The 20375-nt window shown below is 66.0% G+C and carries 18 protein-coding genes; 8 read left to right on the forward strand and 10 right to left on the reverse strand.

Annotation, left to right across the window (positions count from 1 at the left end):
- Position 1 precedes the first annotated feature (1 nt).
- Genes JX25_RS01830 through JX25_RS01840 form a run of 3 tightly spaced genes read left to right on the forward strand, consistent with a single transcriptional unit; the run spans position 2 to position 5654 of the window.
- The gene (locus JX25_RS01830) at positions 2-859 is read left to right on the forward strand and encodes a DUF58 domain-containing protein (protein WP_128253419.1); all 858 of its coding nucleotides are present in this window, start codon (positions 2-4) and stop codon (positions 857-859) included.
- Entirely contained in the window at positions 859-3591 is a 2733-nt protein-coding gene (locus tag JX25_RS01835) for a DUF4159 domain-containing protein (RefSeq protein WP_128253420.1), read from the forward strand. The genes JX25_RS01830 and JX25_RS01835 overlap by 1 nt, the downstream gene beginning before the upstream one ends.
- The gene (locus JX25_RS01840; RefSeq protein WP_128253421.1) at positions 3588-5654 is read left to right on the forward strand and encodes a glutamine amidotransferase; all 2067 of its coding nucleotides are present in this window, start codon (positions 3588-3590) and stop codon (positions 5652-5654) included. Before JX25_RS01835 ends, JX25_RS01840 begins: the two co-directional genes overlap by 4 nt.
- On the opposite strand, the gene JX25_RS01845 is transcribed toward JX25_RS01840, so the two are convergent.
- On the reverse strand, positions 5635-6327 hold the full coding sequence (locus JX25_RS01845) for a DUF599 domain-containing protein (protein WP_128253422.1): 693 nt from the start codon (positions 6325-6327) through the stop codon (positions 5635-5637). The two genes, JX25_RS01840 and JX25_RS01845, sit on opposite strands and share 20 nt — an antisense overlap.
- A 170-nt stretch (positions 6328-6497) precedes the next feature.
- Between JX25_RS01845 and JX25_RS01850 the strand changes: the two genes are divergently transcribed.
- Entirely contained in the window at positions 6498-6959 is a 462-nt protein-coding gene (locus JX25_RS01850) for an Hsp20 family protein (protein WP_128253423.1), read from the forward strand.
- A gap of 33 nt (positions 6960-6992) precedes the next feature.
- Here JX25_RS01850 and JX25_RS01855 read toward each other — a convergent pair whose 3' ends face one another.
- From JX25_RS01855 to ubiA, 4 genes are all read right to left on the reverse strand, one after another.
- A complete protein-coding gene (locus tag JX25_RS01855; RefSeq protein WP_128253424.1) occupies positions 6993-8270 on the reverse strand; it encodes a hemolysin family protein in 1278 nt (425 codons plus the stop codon).
- 90 nt (positions 8271-8360) lie between these two features.
- Positions 8361-8684, reverse strand: coding sequence for a hypothetical protein (locus JX25_RS01860; protein WP_128253425.1), 324 nt, complete (start codon positions 8682-8684; stop codon positions 8361-8363).
- A gap of 10 nt (positions 8685-8694) precedes the next feature.
- On the reverse strand, positions 8695-10731 hold the full coding sequence (locus JX25_RS01865; protein WP_128253426.1) for an OmpA family protein: 2037 nt from the start codon (positions 10729-10731) through the stop codon (positions 8695-8697).
- A 59-nt stretch (positions 10732-10790) separates the two neighbouring features.
- Complete coding sequence (gene ubiA, locus JX25_RS01870; RefSeq protein WP_128253427.1) at positions 10791-11720, reverse strand: 4-hydroxybenzoate octaprenyltransferase; 930 nt, start codon at positions 11718-11720, stop codon at positions 10791-10793.
- Positions 11721-11786: 66 nt separating this feature from the next.
- Between ubiA and JX25_RS01875 the strand changes: the two genes are divergently transcribed.
- The gene (locus tag JX25_RS01875) at positions 11787-12509 is read left to right on the forward strand and encodes a 16S rRNA (uracil(1498)-N(3))-methyltransferase (protein WP_421779952.1); all 723 of its coding nucleotides are present in this window, start codon (positions 11787-11789) and stop codon (positions 12507-12509) included.
- 55 nt (positions 12510-12564) lie between these two features.
- Positions 12565-13893, forward strand: a complete 1329-nt coding sequence (locus JX25_RS01880) for a glutamate--cysteine ligase (RefSeq protein ID WP_128253429.1) — start codon at positions 12565-12567, stop codon at positions 13891-13893.
- A gap of 2 nt (positions 13894-13895) precedes the next feature.
- Here the strand turns inward: JX25_RS01880 and plsY are convergent, their stop codons facing one another.
- Genes plsY through JX25_RS01900 form a run of 4 tightly spaced genes read right to left on the reverse strand, consistent with a single transcriptional unit; the run spans position 13896 to position 18180 of the window.
- Positions 13896-14501, reverse strand: coding sequence for a glycerol-3-phosphate 1-O-acyltransferase PlsY (plsY, locus tag JX25_RS01885; protein WP_128253430.1), 606 nt, complete (start codon positions 14499-14501; stop codon positions 13896-13898).
- On the reverse strand, positions 14488-15759 hold the full coding sequence (gene pyrC / locus JX25_RS01890) for a dihydroorotase (RefSeq protein WP_128253431.1): 1272 nt from the start codon (positions 15757-15759) through the stop codon (positions 14488-14490). The genes plsY and pyrC overlap by 14 nt, the downstream gene beginning before the upstream one ends.
- A 1-nt stretch (position 15760) precedes the next feature.
- Entirely contained in the window at positions 15761-17221 is a 1461-nt protein-coding gene (locus JX25_RS01895) for a DNA recombination protein RmuC (RefSeq protein WP_128253432.1), read from the reverse strand.
- Complete coding sequence (locus JX25_RS01900) at positions 17218-18180, reverse strand: aspartate carbamoyltransferase catalytic subunit (protein WP_128253433.1); 963 nt, start codon at positions 18178-18180, stop codon at positions 17218-17220. The genes JX25_RS01895 and JX25_RS01900 overlap by 4 nt, the downstream gene beginning before the upstream one ends.
- A 102-nt stretch (positions 18181-18282) precedes the next feature.
- Between JX25_RS01900 and JX25_RS01905 the strand changes: the two genes are divergently transcribed.
- Both JX25_RS01905 and moaB read left to right on the forward strand, forming a co-directional pair.
- Positions 18283-19065 (forward strand): uracil-DNA glycosylase, encoded by a 783-nt coding sequence (locus JX25_RS01905; protein WP_128253434.1) that lies wholly within the window; start codon positions 18283-18285, stop codon positions 19063-19065.
- The gene (gene moaB, locus JX25_RS01910; protein ID WP_128253435.1) at positions 19062-19574 is read left to right on the forward strand and encodes a molybdenum cofactor biosynthesis protein B; all 513 of its coding nucleotides are present in this window, start codon (positions 19062-19064) and stop codon (positions 19572-19574) included. Before JX25_RS01905 ends, moaB begins: the two co-directional genes overlap by 4 nt.
- Here moaB and JX25_RS01915 read toward each other — a convergent pair.
- Positions 19571-20365, reverse strand: coding sequence for a protein-disulfide reductase DsbD domain-containing protein (locus JX25_RS01915; RefSeq protein WP_128253436.1), 795 nt, complete (start codon positions 20363-20365; stop codon positions 19571-19573). The genes moaB and JX25_RS01915 overlap by 4 nt on opposite strands.
- Positions 20366-20375 lie beyond the last annotated feature (10 nt).

Here is a 20375-nt window from a genome sequence, read left to right on the forward strand (position 1 = left end):
CATGTCCACCCTTCGCCCCCGCGCCGAGGCGCTTGGCCAGGCCCTTCCGCCCCTTCTGGCGGGGGCAGAGCAGCTTGCCCATACCATCATGCTGGGCGAACACGGACGCAAGCGCGCCGGAACGGGCGATGAATTCTGGCAGTATCGCGCGGCGGGAATTGGCGATACAAGCCGGATGATCGACTGGCGCCGGTCTGCGCGGGGCGATGCGCATTTCGTGCGTGAACGCGAATGGCAGGCCGCGCAAAGCGTGACGCTTTGGGTGGATCATGGCCGCTCAATGGCATTTTCGGGCGACCCCTCGCGCGCGGTGAAGGTGGACCGGGCGCAGCTTCTGGCCTTGGCGCTGGCAAGCCTGCTGCTTCGAGGGGGGGAGCGGGTTGGCACCGCCGGCCATGCCCCCCGTCCGGGCCGTGCGCAGATCCTGCGTCTTGCCGAGGCGCTGCAGGCCGAAAGCCCCGCCGATCATGCCGCCCCTGATCTGTCGATGGTGCCGATGCATGGGCGCGTGCTGCTGGTGTCGGATTTCCTTGGCCCGCTGGACGCGGTCGAACAGGCGCTGGCCCGCGCCACCGCCCGAAATGCCCGCGGCATCCTGCTTCAGGTGCTTGATCCGGCCGAGGAGGCGTTCCCCTTCGACGGGCGCACCCGGTTCGTATCGATGACCGGCAGCCAGCAGTTCGAAACGATGCAGGCGGGCGCGCTGCGGGATGCATATCGCGCACGGCTGGCAGAGCGGAAGGCCCGTCTGGACGATCTGGCCCGCGCTTCCGGCTGGCGGTTTCATACGCATCACACGGGCGATGCGCCGCAGGCCGCGTTGCTTTGGCTGTATCGTGCCATGGAAAGGACCGCCTGATGTGGATGCTTGGCCCGCTCGGCTTCACCACCCCGCTGCTTCTGCTGGGTCTGGTTCTGCTGCCCGTGCTGTGGTTCCTGCTGCGCGCCGTGCCGCCAGCGCCTGTCCGCCGCCACTTCCCCGGCGTGGCGCTGCTGCTTGGCCTGACGGATCGCGACGCGCAGACAGACCGGACGCCGTGGTGGCTGATGGCGCTGCGGATGCTGGCAGTGGCCGCCGCGATCATCGCCTTTTCCGGCCCTGTCCTGAACCCGCGCCCTGCGGCCGAGGGGGAGGGCCCGCTTCTGATCGTGATGGATGCCACATGGGGGGATGCGCGTGACTGGCCCCGCCGCGTGGCGCGCGCCGAACAGGCGGTTGACGAAGCGGCCCGCGCCGGGCGGCCCGTCGCCCTGATCCGCGCAACCGAACCCCCGCAGCAGGTGGCTTTCACCGCTGCCGAAACCCTTGCCCCCCGCCTTCGCGGAATGCAGCCCAATCCGTGGCTGCCGCAATACGGGGGATGGGCGGACACATTGCCGGAAGCAGCGTTCCGCACGCTGTGGCTTTCCGACGGACTGGACCATCCGGGCCGCGCCCAGTTGCTGGAGGCGCTGGAGGATCATGGCGAGGTGCGGGTGATCGAAACGCCAAACCCCACCATTGCCCTGCGGCCGACCACGTTCGAAGGGGCGGCGATCCGCCTTGCCGCCGCCCGCCTGCCGGTGATGGAACGGACGGAGGCCGTGGTTCAGGCGATGGGAACCGACCCCTCGGGCGCGGATGCCGAACTTGGCCGCGCCACGCTGACCTTTGCCGCCGACGCAACGGAAGCCACGGCGGATCTCTCGCTTCCGCCCGAACTTCGCGACCGCGTCACGCGCTTTCGGGTCGAAGATGGACGCAGCGCAGCCTCGGTCAGCCTTGCCGATGACAGCCTGCGCCGGCGCGAGGTGGCGCTGATTGGTGCCGAAGCGCAGGCCGAGGAGGCGCAGCTTCTGTCGCAGCTTTTCTATCTGCGGCAGGCGCTGGTGCCCTCGGCCGATCTGGTTGACGGGGCGCTGGCGGAAATCCTGCCGGCCAATCCAGATGTGATCGTGCTGGCCGATGTGGCGCGCCTGTCGCCGCAGGAAACGTCCGATCTGGCCGCATGGGTCGAACGCGGCGGCCTTCTGCTGCGCTTTGCAGGTCCGCGTCTTGCTGCCAGCCAGGTTTCCCTGATGGATCAGGATCCGCTTCTTCCCGTGCGTCTGCGCGAAGGCGGACGCGCCCTTGGCGGCGCGATGAGCTGGAGCGAACCCCGACATTTGGCCCCGTTCCCCGAAACATCGCCTTTCCACGGCCTTCCCGTCACAACCGAGGTGGAGGTGAGGGAGCAGGTGCTGGCCCAGCCCGAACCCGATCTTGGCGCACGCACCATCGCCGTGCTGGAAGATGGAACGCCGCTGGTCACACGCAGGATAATGGGGCAGGGGCAGATCGTGCTGTTCCATGTGACCGCCAACGCCGATTGGTCCAGCCTGCCGCTTTCGGGCCTGTTCGTGCAGATGCTGGAGCGTCTGGCCGTTTCCGCCCCCGCCGGCGATGCGATGCCTGCCGATGTCGCGGGCCGCACCTGGACGGCCGAAAGGGTGCTGGATGCCTTCGGCACGCTGAACACGGCCAAAGGTACGCGTGGCGTGGCGGGCGAAAAGCTGGCCGAAGGCGTGCCTTCCGCTTCCCTTCCGCCGGGGCTTTATGCTGACGGCGATCGCCGCATCGCGCTGAACGTGATGGGGCCAGACACCCCCTTCAACGCCGCCGTCTGGCCCGATGGGCAATTGGTGGAGGCGATGGAGACCGCCCCCGAACACAGCCTTCAGGGCCCGCTGCTGCTGCTGGCACTGGCCGCGCTTCTGGTGGATATCCTTGCCGCGCTGGCGGTATCCGGGCGGCTTCGGCGCGGGCTGGCGGGGGCGGTTCTGGTGGCAATGATGCTTCCCGCCCCGCAGGCGCACGCGCAGGATGCCGCCGCGATTACTGCGACCGAGGTGCTGCGCCTTGCATGGGTTCGTTCGGGCGATGCGCAGGTGGACCAGATTGCCAAGCAGGGGCTGAGCGGGCTTTCCCGCCAGCTTGCCGCCCGCACCACGATCGAACCGGGCGATCCTGCCGGTGTCGATCCCGACCAGGACGAGCTTGCCTTCTATCCCTTCCTTTACTGGCCGATAACGCCGGAAGCGCGCGTCCCCTCGGCCGAAGGGTTTGCACGGCTGAACGCCTTCTTGCGGACCGGCGGGATGATCCTGTTCGACACGCGCGATGCCGATGTGGCCGGCAGCACCGAAACGCCGGAACGTCAGGCCCTGCGCCGTATTGCCGAAGGGCTGGACATTCCCCCGCTGGAACAGGTGCCGCATGACCACGTGCTGACACGCACCTTCTTCCTGCTTCAGGACTTCCCCGGTCGCTTCAACGGCCCGATCTGGGTGGAGGCTGCCCCCGCCGGTACCGATCAGGCCGAGGGGCAGCCGTTCCGCAACCTCAATGACGGGGTGACGCCGGTGGTGATCGGCGGGAACGACTGGGCCTCGGCCTGGGCGGTGGGCAGGGATGGAACGCCCCTTCTGCCGGTCGGGCGCGGCTTTGTCGGTGAACGGCAGCGAGAGATCGCGTGGCGCTTCGGCATCAACCTTGTGATGCATGTGCTGACCGGAAACTACAAAAGCGATCAGGTCCATGTGCCGGCGCTGCTGGAAAGGCTGGGAAATTGAACGCCTCGGTGATCTTCGATCCGCTGGTGCCGTGGTGGGCGCTCTGGGTGGCACTTGGCTTCGCGGTCGCGCTGACGGGCCTTGCGGCGTGGCGCGGCTTGCGGGGCTGGTGGCTGCGCGGGCTGTCGCTGGTGGTGGTTCTGGCCGCGCTGGCCGGCCCTTCGGCGCAGCGCGAGGATCGCGTCCCCTTGCCCGACATCGTGATCGCCGTGGTGGATGACAGCGCCAGCCAGCGGCTGTCCGACCGGCCCGCGCAGACGCAGGCCGCGCTGGATCGCCTTCGCTCGCAGGTAGCGACGATGGGCGGAACCCAGCTGCGCGTTGTGCATCTGGCCGATGCACCCGATAACGGCGGCACGCAGGCCATGGCCGCACTGGCGCAGGCAATGGCGGATGAACCGCGGGACCGGATCGCGGGGGCGGTCCTGATTTCGGACGGGCAGGTGCATGACATGCAGGCGGCGCCCGACCTTCCGGCGCCGCTGCATCTGCTTCAGACCGGCCATGCATCCGACTGGGACCGGCGGCTGGTTGTCAGCGATGCGCCGGCCTTCGCCATTATCGGCGAAGAAGCGCGCCTGACCCTGCGCGTCGAAGATCAGGGTCAGGTGCCAGCCAATGCCGGAACCAGTGCGAGGCTGACGCTGACACTGGGCGCCGAGGAACCCGTCAGCTTCGATGTTCCCGTGGGGCAGGATCTGGAGCTTCCGATCCGCCTGCCGCATGGCGGCATGAACGTGCTGCAACTGGCCGTCGAGGGCGCAGAGGGTGAGATTACGGATCGCAACAACGCCCGCATCGTCCAGATAAACGGGGTGCGCGACCGGCTGCGCGTGCTGCTGGTTTCGGGCGAACCCCATGCGGGGGAAAGGGTGTGGCGCAACCTTCTGAAATCCGATCCCTCGGTCGATCTGGTGCATTTCACGATCCTGCGGCCGCCGGAAAAGCAGGATGGCACGCCCGTGTCGGAACTCTCTCTCGTGGCGTTCCCGACGAGGGAGCTTTTCATGGAAAAGATCCGGGATTTCGACCTGATCATCTTCGACCGCTATCGCCTGCGGGGCATCCTGCCCGGCCTTTATCTGCAGAACGTGCGCGATTACGTGGTGAATGGCGGCACGGTCCTGGTGGCGGCGGGGCCGGAATTTGCTGGCGTGGAAAGCCTTGCCCGCTCCCCCTTGGGGGAAATCATGCCCGTCCGCGCCACGGGCCGCGTGCTGGAGGAAGGCTTCCGCCCCGTCCTGTCCGCCCTTGGCCAGCGCCATCCCGTGACCGAGGGGCTGGAGCAGCCCGAAAACTGGGGCCGCTGGTTCCGACAGATCGAACTGGAGCAGACAGGTGGCGAAGAGTTGATGCAGGGGATCGGTGGCCGACCCCTTCTGGTGCTGGACCGGGTGGGGCAGGGGCGGATCGCTGTTCTCGGCTCTGACCAGCTTTGGCTTTGGGGGCGTGGCTTCGAAGGCGGCGGTCCGCAGCTGGAACTGACGCGGCGGCTGGCCCACTGGATGCTGAAAGAGCCGGAGCTGGAAGAGGAAGCCCTGACCGCCACCGTTTCCGGCGAGGAGGTGACGATCCACCGGCGCACCGTTGCCGATGAAGCGCCGCCACCCGTCACGATCACCGGCCCCGATGGCACCGAAACCGCCCTGCCCTTGGTGGAGGAGGGGCCGGGACGCTTCGCCGCCACATGGCAGGCGCCGCAGCTGGGTCTTTACCGGATGCGGCAGGACGATCTGGCCGCCGTTTTCGCTGTTGGTCCTGCAGCCCCGCGCGAATTTGACGAAACCATCGCCTCTGCCGACCGCCTGATGCCGGTGATGCAACCGCTGGGTGGCGGGCCGCTGCGGCTGGAAGATCATGCAAACTTTACGCTTCGGCAGGTGGGCGAGGGACGGGTCGCAGTGGGCCGCGGCTGGATCGGAGTTACCCCGCGCGGCGCCTATGACGCCCGGGACGTGACAGTGGCACCGCTGCTGCCCGCATGGCTGTGGCTGGTGGCCGCGGCGGCCCTGATGCTGGGCGCGTGGCTGCGCGAGGGGCGGTTCACGCGTCGCGTTTCATGACGATGTCGCGCGACTGCGAAATGAATTCGCGCCGCAGCAGCGTGGCCGAGGTGGCCAGCGTCGTCAGGAACAGCGACCACGGCCCCAGAAGCCAGCCAAGCGCCGCCAGCGCGAAATAGATCGACCGCAGCCCGCGGTTATAGCTGCGGGCGGCGGTCACGTTCACCTCGGCCGCTTGCGCGGCACGGTGGAACGCCAGCGGATCGTCGGTGTTCGGCATCGATCCCATCAGCACCGCACAATAGCCGAACAGCCGGTGCGACCAGATGAACTTCAGAAAGGCGTTGGCAAGGAACAGCAGCACGAAGATCACCTTGATCTCGATCACGGTGGCCTGCTGGTCCAGCGTCAGGTCCTGCGCCAGAATCATGACACGTTCGGGGTTGCCGATCAGGGCGATCCCGCCCCCGATCGCGATCATCGTGCCCGAGATGAAAAAGGACGTTGCCTGCCGCAGGCTGGTGATCACCGTGGCATCGAAGATCTTCTGCTGGCGCGTGACGAAGTGGCGCATCCAGTCGCGGCGGTAATCGGCCATCAGGATCGACATGGATGGTCGTCCCGCTGGCGGGTGTTCAACCAGCCAGCCGATGCCCAGAAACAGCGCGACCTGCAAGGTCACGGCGGCGGCGTCCACCCACCCGAGGGACGAGAGTCGAAACAGCAGATCCATGCCTTCTCCTAGCATATCTGTGCGCCATGCAAGAGGCAGATCGCATCCCTTGACAGGGGGCAGGCCGCTTCCCAGATCATGCCTGCGCCGGTGCCACAACGGGCTGGCGCAGTCCATATCCGCCCCGCCTGTGAAGGGGGGTATTCGAACATCGCTCTAGGAGGATGAACATGCGTGGTTATGATTTCGCACCGCTTTACCGTGCCACCGTCGGCTTCGACCGTATCGCCGACCTGATGGACCGTGTGCTGACAACCGATGTCGCACAGCCCAGCTATCCGCCCTACAACATCGAAAAGACCGCCGAGAATGCGTATCGCATTTCCATCGCCGTTGCCGGTTTCACGCCCGAAGAACTGACCGTCGAGGTGCGTGACAACGCGCTCCACATCGCGGCCCGCAAGGCTGCCGAGGAAGAGGACCGCCACTTCCTGCATCGCGGCATCGCAACCCGTGCCTTTGATCGCCGCTTCGCGCTGGCCGATCATGTCCGCGTCGATGGGGCCACCCATGAACATGGCATGCTGCATATCGACCTGGTGCGCGAAACGCCCGAAGCGTTGAAGCCCCGCCGGATCGAGATCGCAACGTCGCCGCGTCCCGCCGCAATCGAGGCCGAGAAGGCCGAGTGATCCTTGAAGGGCGCGCCACCGGCGCGCCCTTTTTCATTCACTGTCCAGCTTCTGCACAAGGATCTTGTCGATCCGCCTGTCATCAAGGTCGATCACCTCGAACCGGAACCCTTCGCGGGTGAAGCTGTCGCCCTGAACCGGCATCCGGCGCAGCTGGTTCAGAACAAGGCCCGCCACCGTTTCGTAATCGCCGGCCAGTTCCTCGGGCACGCGCAGCATTTCGCAGAACTCGTCCACCGGCATCCAGCCCGCCACCAGCCACGAGCCATCTTCGCGCGTTTGGATGGCGGGTTCGTCGGCCAGCGTTTCGCGGAAAGCGCCGGTAATGGCCTCCAGGATATCACCGGTGGTGATGATGCCCTCGAAGCTGCCATATTCGTCATAAACCAGCGCCATGTGGTTGGGCGAGCCACGCAGGATCTCGATCACGTTCAGCGCATCTGCCGCATCCGACACCACAGGCACCTCGCGCATCAGGGCCGCAACATCCAGCGCTTCCCCCCGCGACAGGGCGGCAAAGGCATCGGTCACGTAAAGCACGCCGACATAATCATCCGTGTCGCGCCGCCGCACGGGAAACCGCGCCCGGCCCGACATGCGGATGACGTCCAGCACCTCCTCGGGCGAGGCTTCGAGTTCCACGGAAACCACGTCGCGGCGCTGGGTCATCAATTGGCTGGCCTGCCGGTCGGCAAGGCGCATCACCCCGGTCAGCATGTGCTGTTCGCCGGTTTCGATCACCCCTTCCACATGCGCTTCGGCAAGGATGGTGCGCACCTCTTCCTCGGTCACGCGGTTCTTTTCTTCGTTCTGCACGCGCAGCAGCTTCAGAACGCCGCGCCCCGAGATGTCCAGAACCCAAACGATCGGCGCTGCAATTCTGGACAGGAGCAGCATGAAGGGGGCCACGGTGGATGCCACGGCTTCGGGGTTCTTCAGGGCAATCTGCTTTGGAACAAGCTCCCCCACAATCAGCGAGGCATAGGTGATGGCCACCACCACCACGCCAACCCCCAGCGTATCGGCCGCCGGAACACCGTTCTGGGCCAGAAACACAGCAAAGCGCCCGCCCAGCGTCGCACCGGAAAACGCGCCCGACAAAACCCCGACAAGCGTGATGCCGATCTGCACCGTGGACAGGAAGCGCCCCGGATCGGCAGCCAGACGCATCGCTGTCTGCGCGCCGCTGCTTCCCCCTTCCGCCATGGACCGAAGCCTTGCGGGACGGGCGGACACGACCGCCAGTTCTGACATGGCCAAGGCGCCGTTGATCACGATCAGAACGACGACAATCAGGATCTCGAGGTACACTGTCTTTCCTATGAATGACGATCAGCGGGATACATGATCCCGCAGCCCGCCAAAGGTAGGAAGGATGTTCTCCCGCGTCGAGATGTATTGTCAGCCGCGCAGACGCTCGATCTCGGCCTGCATTTCGTCCAGCTCCACCCGTGCCTGTCCAAGGCTTTCCATGACGGCGCGCAGTTCGGCATCGGTCTGCGCCAGCTGGCCCATCAGTTCGCGCTCGCGCTCCTCGCCATAGATGATGGCGGCGTCGCGGATCTCCTCGGCCTCGTGAAGGGCTTGGGCCAGGCGGTCCACCTCGTCGATATTGCCGCTTTCGATCGGCGAAAGGCGGGTGGTCAGCCAGCGGGCAAACCAGCCCAGCACGAAGGCCACGAAAAGAACAAGGGTCGTGGCGGCGATAAGCGTGCTGCGGTCCAAGGAAAGCCTCTTACAGATCGTCAGGGCGGGCTTCGGCGCGCCCGGTCATCTCTGTTGGCGCGAAACTGGGTTCGCCGTCAACCTCTTCGCCTTCGTCGGTATCATCGCCCGATCCGTCCACCATGTCGGCCGGGATGCTGTCATACCAGTCGCCCTGCGGCAGCAGGAAGGCATCGATGCGCGCAATGGCCAGCATCGCCTGGCGGGCATTGGCTCCTTGTGCGGGGGGCGGCGCATTGGGATCGGGGGCCACATGCGTCAGCTTGAATTCGATCCGCCGGTTGGATTCGCGGCCTTCCTCGGTCGTGTTGTCGGCAATGGGATCGGCTTCGCCATAGCCGACGGCAGTCAGGCGATCGGCGCTGATGCGGCGGCCCTGCAGGGCAACCATGACAGCCTCGGCCCGGGCCTGGCTCAGTGCCTGATTGCCGGCGTCGCTGCCCTGACTGTCAGTATATCCCTGGATTTCGAAGGACAGGTTGGCGCAATCGGTCAGGATCTCGGTCAGCCCGTCCAGCGTGGCACGGGCCGATCCCTCGATCTCGGCCGAACCGGGGGCGAAGCTGATCTTCTGCTGCGCCATCACGTTGCGGATATTCGCCATGCACTCCTCAGGGGCGGGCAGGGCGGCATAGGGATCCAGATCCTCGTCATAGGTGGCGGTGACCGTGAAGGCGCTGTTGCCCAGTTTCTCGGTCAGGAGCTGCGTGATCTGCGCCTGTGCGGCCTTCGATCCGGTAACGCCGCTGACGGTCACCTCCTTGGGGGTGACACGAAGCGAGCCGCTTGCAAGCTGATCCAGCGCCTCCAGCCCCGTCATCACGCGGGTGGTCCAGCCGGTGGGGGCGCTTTCATCCAGAACAGGCGTTCCGGTCACGGCATTGGCCCCGAAACGAGCCCGCGCATAGGATGTGACCGCTTCCTGGCCCAAGGCATCGCGCACCCGGCCTGCAATAGTCGCCTCGCCGTCCGGTGTCAGTTCGGCGGTAAACTCCAGCGGGCCTTCGGCTTCCTCGGCCGGTGCCGGGGGCAGAACGGTCTGCAGCGAAAAACCTGCGGGCAGCGAGGTGTCAAGCGATCCGGCAACCCGGTCGAAATCAGCCCGCGGCGTGCCGGCGCGGGCGGCCAGCACGATATCGGCATCCGACATGGTCAGGCTGCCGGCAGGCAGCGCGGCAAGGGCTTCGATCCCGGCCTCGGCGGCGGCGGTCCATTCGGCCGAAGGGGCGCCCAGCCCGACCGCGCAGGTGATCGCGTCAGCCGCACCGGCCTTTTGGGCGGCGGCGACGATCCGTTCGGCCTGATCCTCATCAGGGGCCGAGCAGCTTTCGAACCGTGTGCCATCCTCGTTCCGGATCAGGCGCAGGGCATAAGGGGTGATGACAGGGCGCGGCGCGGTGATATCCACGTTCGCCTTCACCCCTGCGGGGGTGATCTGCGCCAGTTGCGACCGCAGGCGCTGCTGTTCAGGCACGTCATTGGCGATGGCAGTGATCGTCACCACGCCCGGCGCGACCGATATCTTGGCGCGGGGCAACAGCTTCAGCGCGTCGATCCCGAAAGCCATAGCGCCATTCCAGCCATCGGGCGCAGGATGATCCGCCGTTTCCAGCATGTCCGAAACCTGAAGATCGGGCACCAGCGCCGCCGTGTCCGCCATCATCGCCTGCGAGGTGCGGGGGATCAGGCCGATCAGCGAAACTCCGTCATCATTGCGCAGCAGCTCCATCTCGAACTGGGGGGCCTCGACGGCGCGGGTGGGCAGAACCGTCATGTCATCGCGCAGGCGCGACGGGTCGACCACGCTGCCCGCAAGGTTGATGGCGCGAAAGCGCGTCGCCTCGTCCGGGGCGGTGCCGGAAAGGTGCACGTTCAGCCCGTCAGCCTCGACCGTGGCAAAGGTGATGCCATCCTGTGCCAGCCGCGCGGCCACGGCGGATTCGGATCGTTCCTCGATCACGCCCGAGGCGACGGTGGCCCCGCCGGCGGCAACAGCGGCAGCACCGATGAACATGGCTGGAACGATGATCTTGCGGGACAGGCGCATCGGGAGGTATCCTTCGAGAACGTGGCGAAGGGCATACGCCCCCCCGCCGCCTGCATCAATTACACCAGCGCGGCACCGGCAAGAAACAGCGCAGCCAGCAATCCTGCATCACGATTTGATCGGAAAAGCGTGAGGCAGGTATCGGGGCTGTCGATGTTCAGCCGGTTCATCTGCCACAGCATGTGCCCCGCGAAAGCCGCGCATCCCAGCAGCGCCAGCAGCAGCGACAGGCCCGACGTGCTGATCGCCGCCGCCACGGCCATCAGGCCGGCCGCAAGGATCAGAAAAGCCGTCAGCCACAGATGCGTATCCTTGCCGAACAGGCGGGCGGTGGATTTGACCCCGATCAGTGCGTCATCCTCCTTGTCCTGATGGGCATAGATCGTGTCGTAGAACAGCGTCCAGGCGATGCCCGCAAGGAACAGCACCAGCGTCGCCCATGTGACAGGTGCGCCATGCGCGGCCCACGCCACCCAGACGCCCCAGTTGAAGGCGATGCCAAGAAACACCTGCGGCCACCATGTGAAGCGCTTGGCGAAGGGATAAACCGCCACCGGCAGCAGCGACAGGATGCCAAAACCGATCGCCACCCAACCCAGCGTGAACAGGATCAGCGCGGAAATGGCGACCTGCACGGCCATCCACCACATCGCCTGCCGCACCGAGACCTGCCCCGACGGGATGGGCCGCGACCGGGTGCGCGCCACGCTGCCGTCGAAATCGCGATCGGTGATGTCGTTCCATGTGCAGCCCGCACCCCGCATCAGGATGGCCCCGATGGTGCAGCCGATCACGATCCACAGATCGAACCAGCGCGGCGCGGTGGCGGCTGCCGCCATGGCCACGCCCCACCAGCAGGGGATCAGCAGCAGCCATGTTCCGATGGGCCGGTCCGCCCGCGAAAGGCGCAGGTAAGGGCGCCACGCCTCGGGCGCCAGATGATCGACCCAGTTGCCCGAAACGGCATCGGCGACTTGTCCTGTGTTCATGCAGCACCCCCTTTTGTGCGGTTCTAGGCTATGGCGCGCATGGGGCCAAGGCGCTAGACCATCGGTATGAGCGAGATCCGACTGTTCGTAGATGCCCCGCTTCAGGTGGGAACCGATGTGGCACTGACCGAGGCGCAGGCGCATTACCTGTTCGGGGTGATGCGTCAGGGCATGGGTGCGCCCGTCACCCTGTTCAACGGCCGCGACGGCGCGTGGCGGGCCGAGGTGACGCGCGCGGCAAAACGCGGCGGCACCCTGACCTGCGTGCAGCAAACCGCGCCGTTGCGCCTGCCGCCGGACCTGTGGCTTTTGTTCGCGCCGATCAAGAAGGCGCGCACCGATTTCATCGTGGAAAAAGCGGCCGAGATGGGGGCCTCACGCATCATCCCGGTGAACACCCGCTTCACCAATTCCGAACGCATCCGGCAGGACCGCCTTCAGGCCCATGCCGTGGAAGCGGCCGAACAATGCGGCGGCACCTTCGTGCCCGAGGTGACGGATATCCAACAGCTGGACCGGCTTCTGGCGGACTGGCCCGTGGACCGGCGCATCATGTGGTGCGACGAGTCGCTGACAGGCGCGCGCGCGGGATTGCAGGCAGCAGGGCATGGGCCATGGGCCATCCTGATCGGCCCCGAGGGCGGTTTCGCCGAGGCGGAACAGGCGCGTCTGCGGGCAATGGCGCAGGTGATTCCGGTCAGCCTTGGCCCGCGCATTTTGCGCGCCGACACTGCGGCCGTGGCGGCGATGGCGCTGTGGCAGGCCACCTTGGGCGACTGGACCACTTGACTTAGCGCCATCGAAGGGACAGGTCTGCCATTCCAAGTGCTTGATCGAGGCCAGAATGTCCATTCCCCAGCAGGGCGGCGGCCCGATCGAAGACTTCTCGCAGCTTGCCACCTATATGGAAGCCGGTTGCAAACCTGCCGATCAGTGGCGCATCGGGACCGAGCACGAGAAGTTCGGCTTCACGCCCGGCCACCGTCCGCTGGATTACAAGGCGATCCACGACCTGATGGAAGGGTTCACCCGTTTCGGCTGGACCCGCGTGGAAGAGGCCGGAAAGCTGATCGGCCTTTCGCGCGACGGGGCCAGCATCTCGCTTGAACCGGGCGGGCAGTTCGAACTTTCCGGTGCGCCTGTGGAAACGATCCACCAGACGAAGGCCGAGATCGACACCCATTTCGCAGAGATCGCGGAACTGGGCGGGCCGCGTTTCATGGGAATCGGGGCTGCGCCGGAATGGACACATCAGGACATGCCGGTCATGCCCAAGGGCCGCTATCGGCTGATGACCGATTACATGGGTCGCGTCGGCACCCATGGCACGCAGATGATGTACCGCACCTCCACGGTGCAGGTGAATCTGGATTTCGCGTCCGAAGCGGACATGGTGCGGAAGATGCGGGTGGCGCTGGCGCTTCAGCCGGTGGCGACCGCGCTTTTTGCCTCCTCTCCCTTTTTCGAGGGCAAGCTGAACGGGCATAAAAGCTGGCGCTCGCGCATCTGGCGGGGGCTTGATGACAGCCGCACCGGCATGCTGCCCTTCGTGTTCGAAGACGGGATGGGGTTCGAGCGGTATGTGGACTGGGTTCTCGATGTGCCGATGTATTTCGTTTACCGCGACGGCAAGTATATCGACGCGCTGGGCCAGTCCTTCCGTGATTTCCTGAAGGGCGAACTGCCCGCGCTGCCCGGTGAAAAGCCCACCCTGTCGGACTGGGCCGACCACATGACCACCGTCTTCCCCGAGGCGCGGGTGAAACGGTATATCGAGATGCGTGGCGCCGATTGCGGCCCCCGCGGGCATCTTCTGGCGCTTCCGGCCTTTTGGGTCGGCCTCATGTATGATGGTGGCGCATTGGATGCGGCATGGGATCTGGTGAAACACCTGGATACGGCGACGCGCGAAGGCTTGCGCGTGGCTTCATCCGTGGATGCCCTTCAGGGCGAGGCGGGCGGCGTGAAGCTGCACGATCTGGCACGTGAGGCGCTGCGCCTGTCGCGGGGCGGTCTGGCCGCGCGGGGGCAGGGGGAGGAAGCTTTCCTTGATGTGCTGGAGGACAGCATCGCAACTGGCCGCGTTCCGGCTGATGATCTGATCGCTGCCTATCAGGGCGAATGGGCGGGCGACCTGTCGCGCGTCTATGATGCGATGACACTGAACGGCTGATCTTACTTCTTGCCGATCTTCGGCTCGGTCCCTGCAACAAGGCGGCGGATGTTCGCGTCGTGCCGGATCAGGACCAGCAGGGCCATGGCGGCGGTGCAAACGGCGACATCGCCGTGCCCCACCAGCATTGCCCAGACGGGCGCCGCCACGGCCGCCACCAGTGCCGCCAGCGACGAGATGCGGAAGATCAGAGCTGTCACCAGCCAAGTTGCGCAGGCCAACAGGCCCACCGGCCATGCCAGCGCCAGCAGCGTGCCAAGGAAGGTGGCCACGCCCTTGCCGCCCCTGAACCCCAGCCAGACGGGAAACAGGTGCCCCAGAAAGGCGAACACCCCCGCTACCTGCGCCGCATCCTCGCCCAGAAGGGCGCGCGCGATCAGAACGGCAATCCCGCCCTTGCCGGCATCAAGGATCAGGGTCGCAAGCGCGGCAGGCTTGTTTCCCGTCCGCAGCACGTTGGTCGCACCGATATTGCCCGAACCGATCTGGCGCAGATCCCCCAGGCCCATGGCGCGGGTGATCACGATGCCGAACGGGACAGAGCCGAGCAGGTAGCCAAGCCCCGCCGCAAGCGCCAGCAGCAGGGGCGCAGTTTCAAAGGCCGGCATCGAACACCCTCATCCCAGCAACAAAGGTGGCCAGAACGCGCCCCTCCATTCTTTGCCCGTCAAAGGGCGTGTTCTTGGATTTCGACCGCAGCGCGAAACGGTCCAGCACAAAGGGCGCGTCCGGATCAAACAGCACAAGGTCGGCAGGCGCACCCTCGGCAAGGCGCCCCTGCGGCAGGCCCAGCCGTTTTGCCGGGTTCAGCGACATGGCGCGGAACAGCTGCGGCAGGGTCAGCCCGCCAGCGTGGTATAGGCGCATCGCCGCCGGCAGCAGCGTTTCCAGCCCAACGGCGCCGGAAGCGGCGTCCTCGAAGGGAAGGCGCTTGGATTCCTCGTCCTGGGGGGTGTGCATGGAACAGATGATGTCGATCGTGCCAGCCGCCACGGCGTCGATCATCGCTACCCGGTCATCTTCCGATCGCAAGGGGGGCGTCACCTTGAAGAAGGTGCGATAGTCGCCCACGTCCATTTCGTTCAAGGTCAAGTGGTGGATGGAGATGCCTGCCGTCACGTCCAGCCCGTTGGCCTTGGCGCGTTCCAGTGCGGGCAGGGTGCGCGCGCAGGTGATCTGGTCGGCGTGATAGCGCACGCCCGTCATCTCTACCAAGGCCATGTCGCGGTCGAAGCCCATCCGCTCTGCCATGGGATGCACATCGGGCAGGCCGCGCAGAGAGGCGAACTTGCCCTTGGTGACGGCGGCACCCTTCGACAGCCCCGGTTCCTGCGGATGGCCGATGACCAGCGCGCCAAGACTGCGGGCATAGGTGAAGGCGCGGTTCAGCACCTTGGTGTGGGTGCAGACATGGTCGCCATCGGTGAAGGCCACAGCGCCGGCATCCAGAAGGAAACCGATCTCCGTCATCTCGCGCCCTTCGCGGCCCTTGGTCAGGGCGGCCATATGGCGGATGCGGACGGGCGAGGCGTCCCGTGCGCGGCGGGTGACGAATTCCAGCATCTCGGGCGTGTCGAGCGCGGGGTCGGTGTCGGGGCGCGCGATGATCGTGGTCACGCCGCCGGCGGCGGCTGCAAGGCCCGCGCTGCGCACGCTTTCCTTGTGGCGCGCGCCCGGCTCGCCCACCTGAACGCCCAGATCCACGATGCCGGGGGCAAGATACTTGCCGCCGCAGTCGATCACCTCGGCCCCCTCGGGCGCGTCACCATCGATGGCCGCGATCACGCCGCCGTCGATCAGGATGGAGCCGTGGGTTTCGGTCAGCGCCTCGGGATCGATAAGGCGGGCATTCGTCAGGTAGATCATGTCACTCCGCCGCGTCATGGGTCAGGCGCAGATCCTCCGGCGCGGGAAGATCATGGTCGAATTCGGTCTTGAACGTCTTGGAGGTCTTGGCCCCCAGAACCTTCATCGTTTCCAGCTGCGACAGGACATTGCCGCGGCCGGTGGACAGCTTGCCCATCGCATCGCCGTAGGCGGACTGCGCCGCGCCAAGGTTGCGCCCCACCTTTTCCATATCATCCACGAAACCTGCGACCTTTTCATAAAGGCGTCCGGCGCGGTCTGCGATGGCCTCGGCGTTCTGGTTGCGCCGTTCGATCGTCCAGACGTTCGAAATCGTGCGCAGCGCCATCATTAGCGTGGTGGGCGTGGCGATGGTCACGGATTTCTCGAACGCCATCGTGGTCAGATCGCCCATCTCGCGCAGCGCCTCGGACAGCGCCCCCTCGATCGGGATGAACATGACCACGTAATCAACCGAGCCGTCTTCCATCGTGTGATAGGCCTTGTCGTGCAGCGTCTGGATGTGGTTCTTCAGCGCGCGGACGTGGCGGATGCGGGCAAGGTTGCCCTCCTCCTCGGATTCGCAGTTCACGCAGGTTTCGTAATCCACCAGCGATACCTTGCTGTCGATCACCAGCCGCTTGCCATCGGGCATGTTCACGATCACGTCCGGGCGGAAGCGGGCCCCGTCCTCGTTCACCCGATGCTCCTGCACCAGGTATTCCTCGCCCTTGCGCAGGCCCGACCGTTCCAGCAGCGATTCGAGGATCATCTCCCCCCACGCGCCCTGCTTCTGCTTGTCGCCCTTCAGGGCGCGGGTCAGGTTGACGGCCTCGCGGCTCACCTCCTCGGACCGGCGGGTCAGGGCCTCGATCTCGGCCTTCAGGGTTGCCCGGTCCTGCAGCGCGCCTTGGTGAACGTTGCGCAGTTCGGTCTGGAAATGTTCGACATGCTGTTTCAGCGGGGCAAGGGCCGCTTCCAGCCGCTTGCCGCTTTCCTCGCCGTTCAGGCGCAGGCTGTCGATGGCAAGCTGCTTGAAGCGGTGTTCCATGTCGGCGCGCACCTGCGACAGAAGCTCGATCTTCTCCACGCTGGCCACGCGTTCCTTTTCCATAACGGTGTTCAGGCGCGAAAGCTCCACCTCGGCGGTGTTGGCGCGGTCACGGGCATCTTCCAAGGCCTCCAGCGTGGCACGGTGGCGAAGATCAAGATCGCTGGCGCGGCGGTCGGCGGCCTTCACCTCGGCCTCCAGCGTGGCGATCTGGCGCGACATGTGGCTGGCCTCTTCGCGCATGGCGCCGACGAAGCCGCGTTCCTTGGTCAGCTGCGCGGCCAGATCATCGCGGGCGCGCGAAAGGTTGTCGTGATCGGCCTGAAGGCGGGCAAGTGCCTGCACCGGGCGTGGATCGGGGCGGCGCAGCAGCCAGCCCAGCAGAAAGCCGATAACAGCCGCGGCAACGGCGTAAAGAACCGCCTCGGTCATTCCATCACCTCCGACGCTTTCGCCCCGCGTTCGGCGCGCAGGTTGCGCGCCAGAAGATCCATGCAGGCCATCCGGACCGCGACGCCCATCTCCACCTGCTCCTGGATGACCGAGCGGTTGATGTCGTCGGCGATGGTGCCGTCAATTTCCACGCCGCGGTTCATCGGGCCGGGATGCATGACGATGGCATCCTCCTTGGCATGGGACAGCTTTTCGGCATCAAGGCCATAGCGGTGAAAATACTCCCGCTCCGACGGGATGAAGCCGCCATCCATGCGTTCCTTCTGAAGGCGCAGCATCATCACGACATCGGCGCCCTGAAGGCCGGCCTTCATGTCGTCGAACACCTCGCACCCGAACTCTGCCACGCCCGAAGGCATGAGCGTGGGCGGACCGATCAGCCGCACGCGGTTTTCCATCTTGCCCAGAAGCAGCAGGTTCGACCGTGCCACGCGGCTGTGCTGGATGTCGCCGCAGATCGCAACCGTCAGCCGCTGGATGCGGCCCTTGGCGCGGCGGATGGTCAGCGCGTCCAGCAGCGCCTGCGTGGGGTGTTCGTGCCGCCCGTCGCCCGCGTTCAACACGGCGCAGTTCACTTTTTCCGCCAGCAGGTTCACGGCGCCCGACGCGCCGTGCCGCACCACCAGCAGGTCTGGATGCATCGCGTTCAGCGTCAGGGCCGTGTCGATCAGCGTTTCGCCCTTCTTCACCGAAGACTGGGCCATCGCCATGTTCATCACATCCGCCCCCAGCCGCTTGCCCGCCAGTTCGAAGCTGGCCTGCGTGCGGGTGGAGTTTTCGAAGAACATGTTGATCTGCGTCATCCCCGCCAGCGCGTCGGACTGCTTCACGGTGCGGCGGTTGAAATCCACATACCGTTCGGCCAGATCCAGGATCTCGGTGATGGCGTCTGGGGCGAGATGTTCGATCCCAAGAAGGTGGCGGGCGCGAAAACTCATCGGCGGCTCCTGTTCCGAGGGTCGTTGCCGCGCTTATAGAAACCCCTCTGCCGTCCGACAACCCGCCTTGTTCCCGCGGGGCCACCCGCATACCTTGCACGCATGACTCGGGATGCCTGCGATCTGGATTGGGAAACGGCTGCGGCAATGCTTGCCTGGCAGTTCGATCTGGGCGTGACCGAAGGGATCGGGGACGCCCCCCTGAACCGGTACGAGCTGGAGGCGGCGGTTCCCAAACCGGCGCCGGTGCCCGACACTGCGGCGGCCAGCACCCCCGCAGCCGAAAGTGATCCGGTGGCCGAAGCCCGGGCCATGGCGCAGGCCGCCCCCGATCTTGACGCATTGGCCGAGGCCGTGGCCGCTTTCCCGCATTGCGAATTGCGGCGCGGCGCGCGCAACACGGTGTTCAGCGACGGGCGGGCAAATGCCCGCGTCATGATCATCGGCGAGGCGCCGGGCCGCGAGGAAGACCAGGCGGGTCGCCCCTTCGTCGGCCGCGCCGGGCAACTTCTGGACCGGATGCTGGCGGCAATCGGTTTGGCGCGCGATACGCCCGATCCGCAGCGGGCTGTTTACATCACCAACGTGATCCCGTGGCGCCCGCCGCAGAACCGCGATCCCCGCCCCGACGAGGTGGCGATGATGCTGCCCTTCCTTGAACGGCACGTGGAACTGGCCGCCCCCGACCTGGTGGTGGTGGTGGGCAACATCGCGGCAAAGGCGGTGCTGGGGCAGACAGGCATCACGCGGCTGCGCGGCACATGGGGGCAGGGACTGGGGCTTCCGGTCATGCCGATGTGCCACCCGGCCTATCTTTTGCGAAACCCGATCGCCAAGCGCGAGGCTTGGGCCGATCTTCTGGAAATACAGGCGAGGTTGAGATGAGCGATTTCAAGCCGGTGCGGATCGCGGTGCTGAGCGTGTCCGACACCCGCACGCTGGAAACGGACAAATCCGGCAACGTGCTGGCCGAACGGATCGAGGGGGCGGGCCATGTCGTTGCCGCGCGCGCGATGGTGCGCGACGACCGCGCCGCCATCGTGGATCATCTGCGCCGCTGGTCCGCCGATCCCCAGATCGACGTGATCCTTTCCACCGGCGGGACCGGCCTGACGGGCCGCGATGTCACGGTGGAAGCACATCGCGAGGTTTACGAAAAAGAGATCGAGGCTTTCGCATCCGTTTTCGCGATGGTGTCGATGCGGACGGTCGGCACCTCGGCCATTCAAAGCCGCGCAACGGGCGGTGTGGCCAACGGCACCTATATCTTCGCGCTGCCCGGCAGCTCGGGTGCGTGCAAGGACGCATGGGACGAGATCCTGCGCCACCAGCTTGATTCCACGAACGGGCCCTGCAACCTGGTGGAAATCATGCCCCGCCTGACAGAGCGTTAGGCCGCAGGGCAGCCCAGCACCTCTGCCGCGCGACCCGCCCCCAGAACGGTCAGCCGCATCGCGGACCGGTCCAGCGCGAACGGCCTGCCGTCAGAGGCAACAAGCTCGCTGGTGGCGATAAGCGTGTCGCCCTGGCGGCTGACTTCGGCGGGAGAGGACCAGATGTCGTCATCCCCTGCCTCGATCACCACGACCTCGTCCTTGCCCTGCGGGGGAAGGATCATGCGGGCCGTCACGCGCAGGCCGTCCTTGATCGGTGCAATCGAACAGGACACGCTGTGGGCGGTGCCCCGGCGCGGCTGATCGGCCAGCGCCGCCTCGATCATCGCATCATGGGCGCCGCGGCCTGTAAGATCGGCCGCAACCTCGATCGTGGCAGGCACGCATACGTCGCGGCATACGCCCAGATCCACCTCGGCGTGAAGGGAAACAGGACGGGAAGGATCGGCGGGAACAAGCTCTATCGGCAGGACCAGTTCGCGGTGATAGCCGATGCTTTCCAAGCCGTTGGTGTGGAACACCTCGGGGCGGGGCCAGTGCAGCCGCACGCCGGCAAGATTCGATGATCCCGACCAGTTGAACTCGGGTGGAATGCCCGCATCGCCCGGGCTGCGCCAATAGGTTTTCCACCCTTCATGCAGGCGCAGGCGCAGCGCGACCATGCGCGTTCCGTCAGGCGTCTGCCAGCCGGGCAGAATCCGCGCCGCAACAAGATCCGAAGGCAGGTCCTGCGCGGCCGCAGGCTGCATCATGGCGGGCAGGGCCAGAAGGGCGATCATCATTTTCAACATGCAGGTGAAC

It is taken from the genome of Falsirhodobacter deserti (genome assembly GCF_004015795.1).
Lineage (GTDB): Bacteria > Pseudomonadota > Alphaproteobacteria > Rhodobacterales > Rhodobacteraceae > Falsirhodobacter > Falsirhodobacter deserti.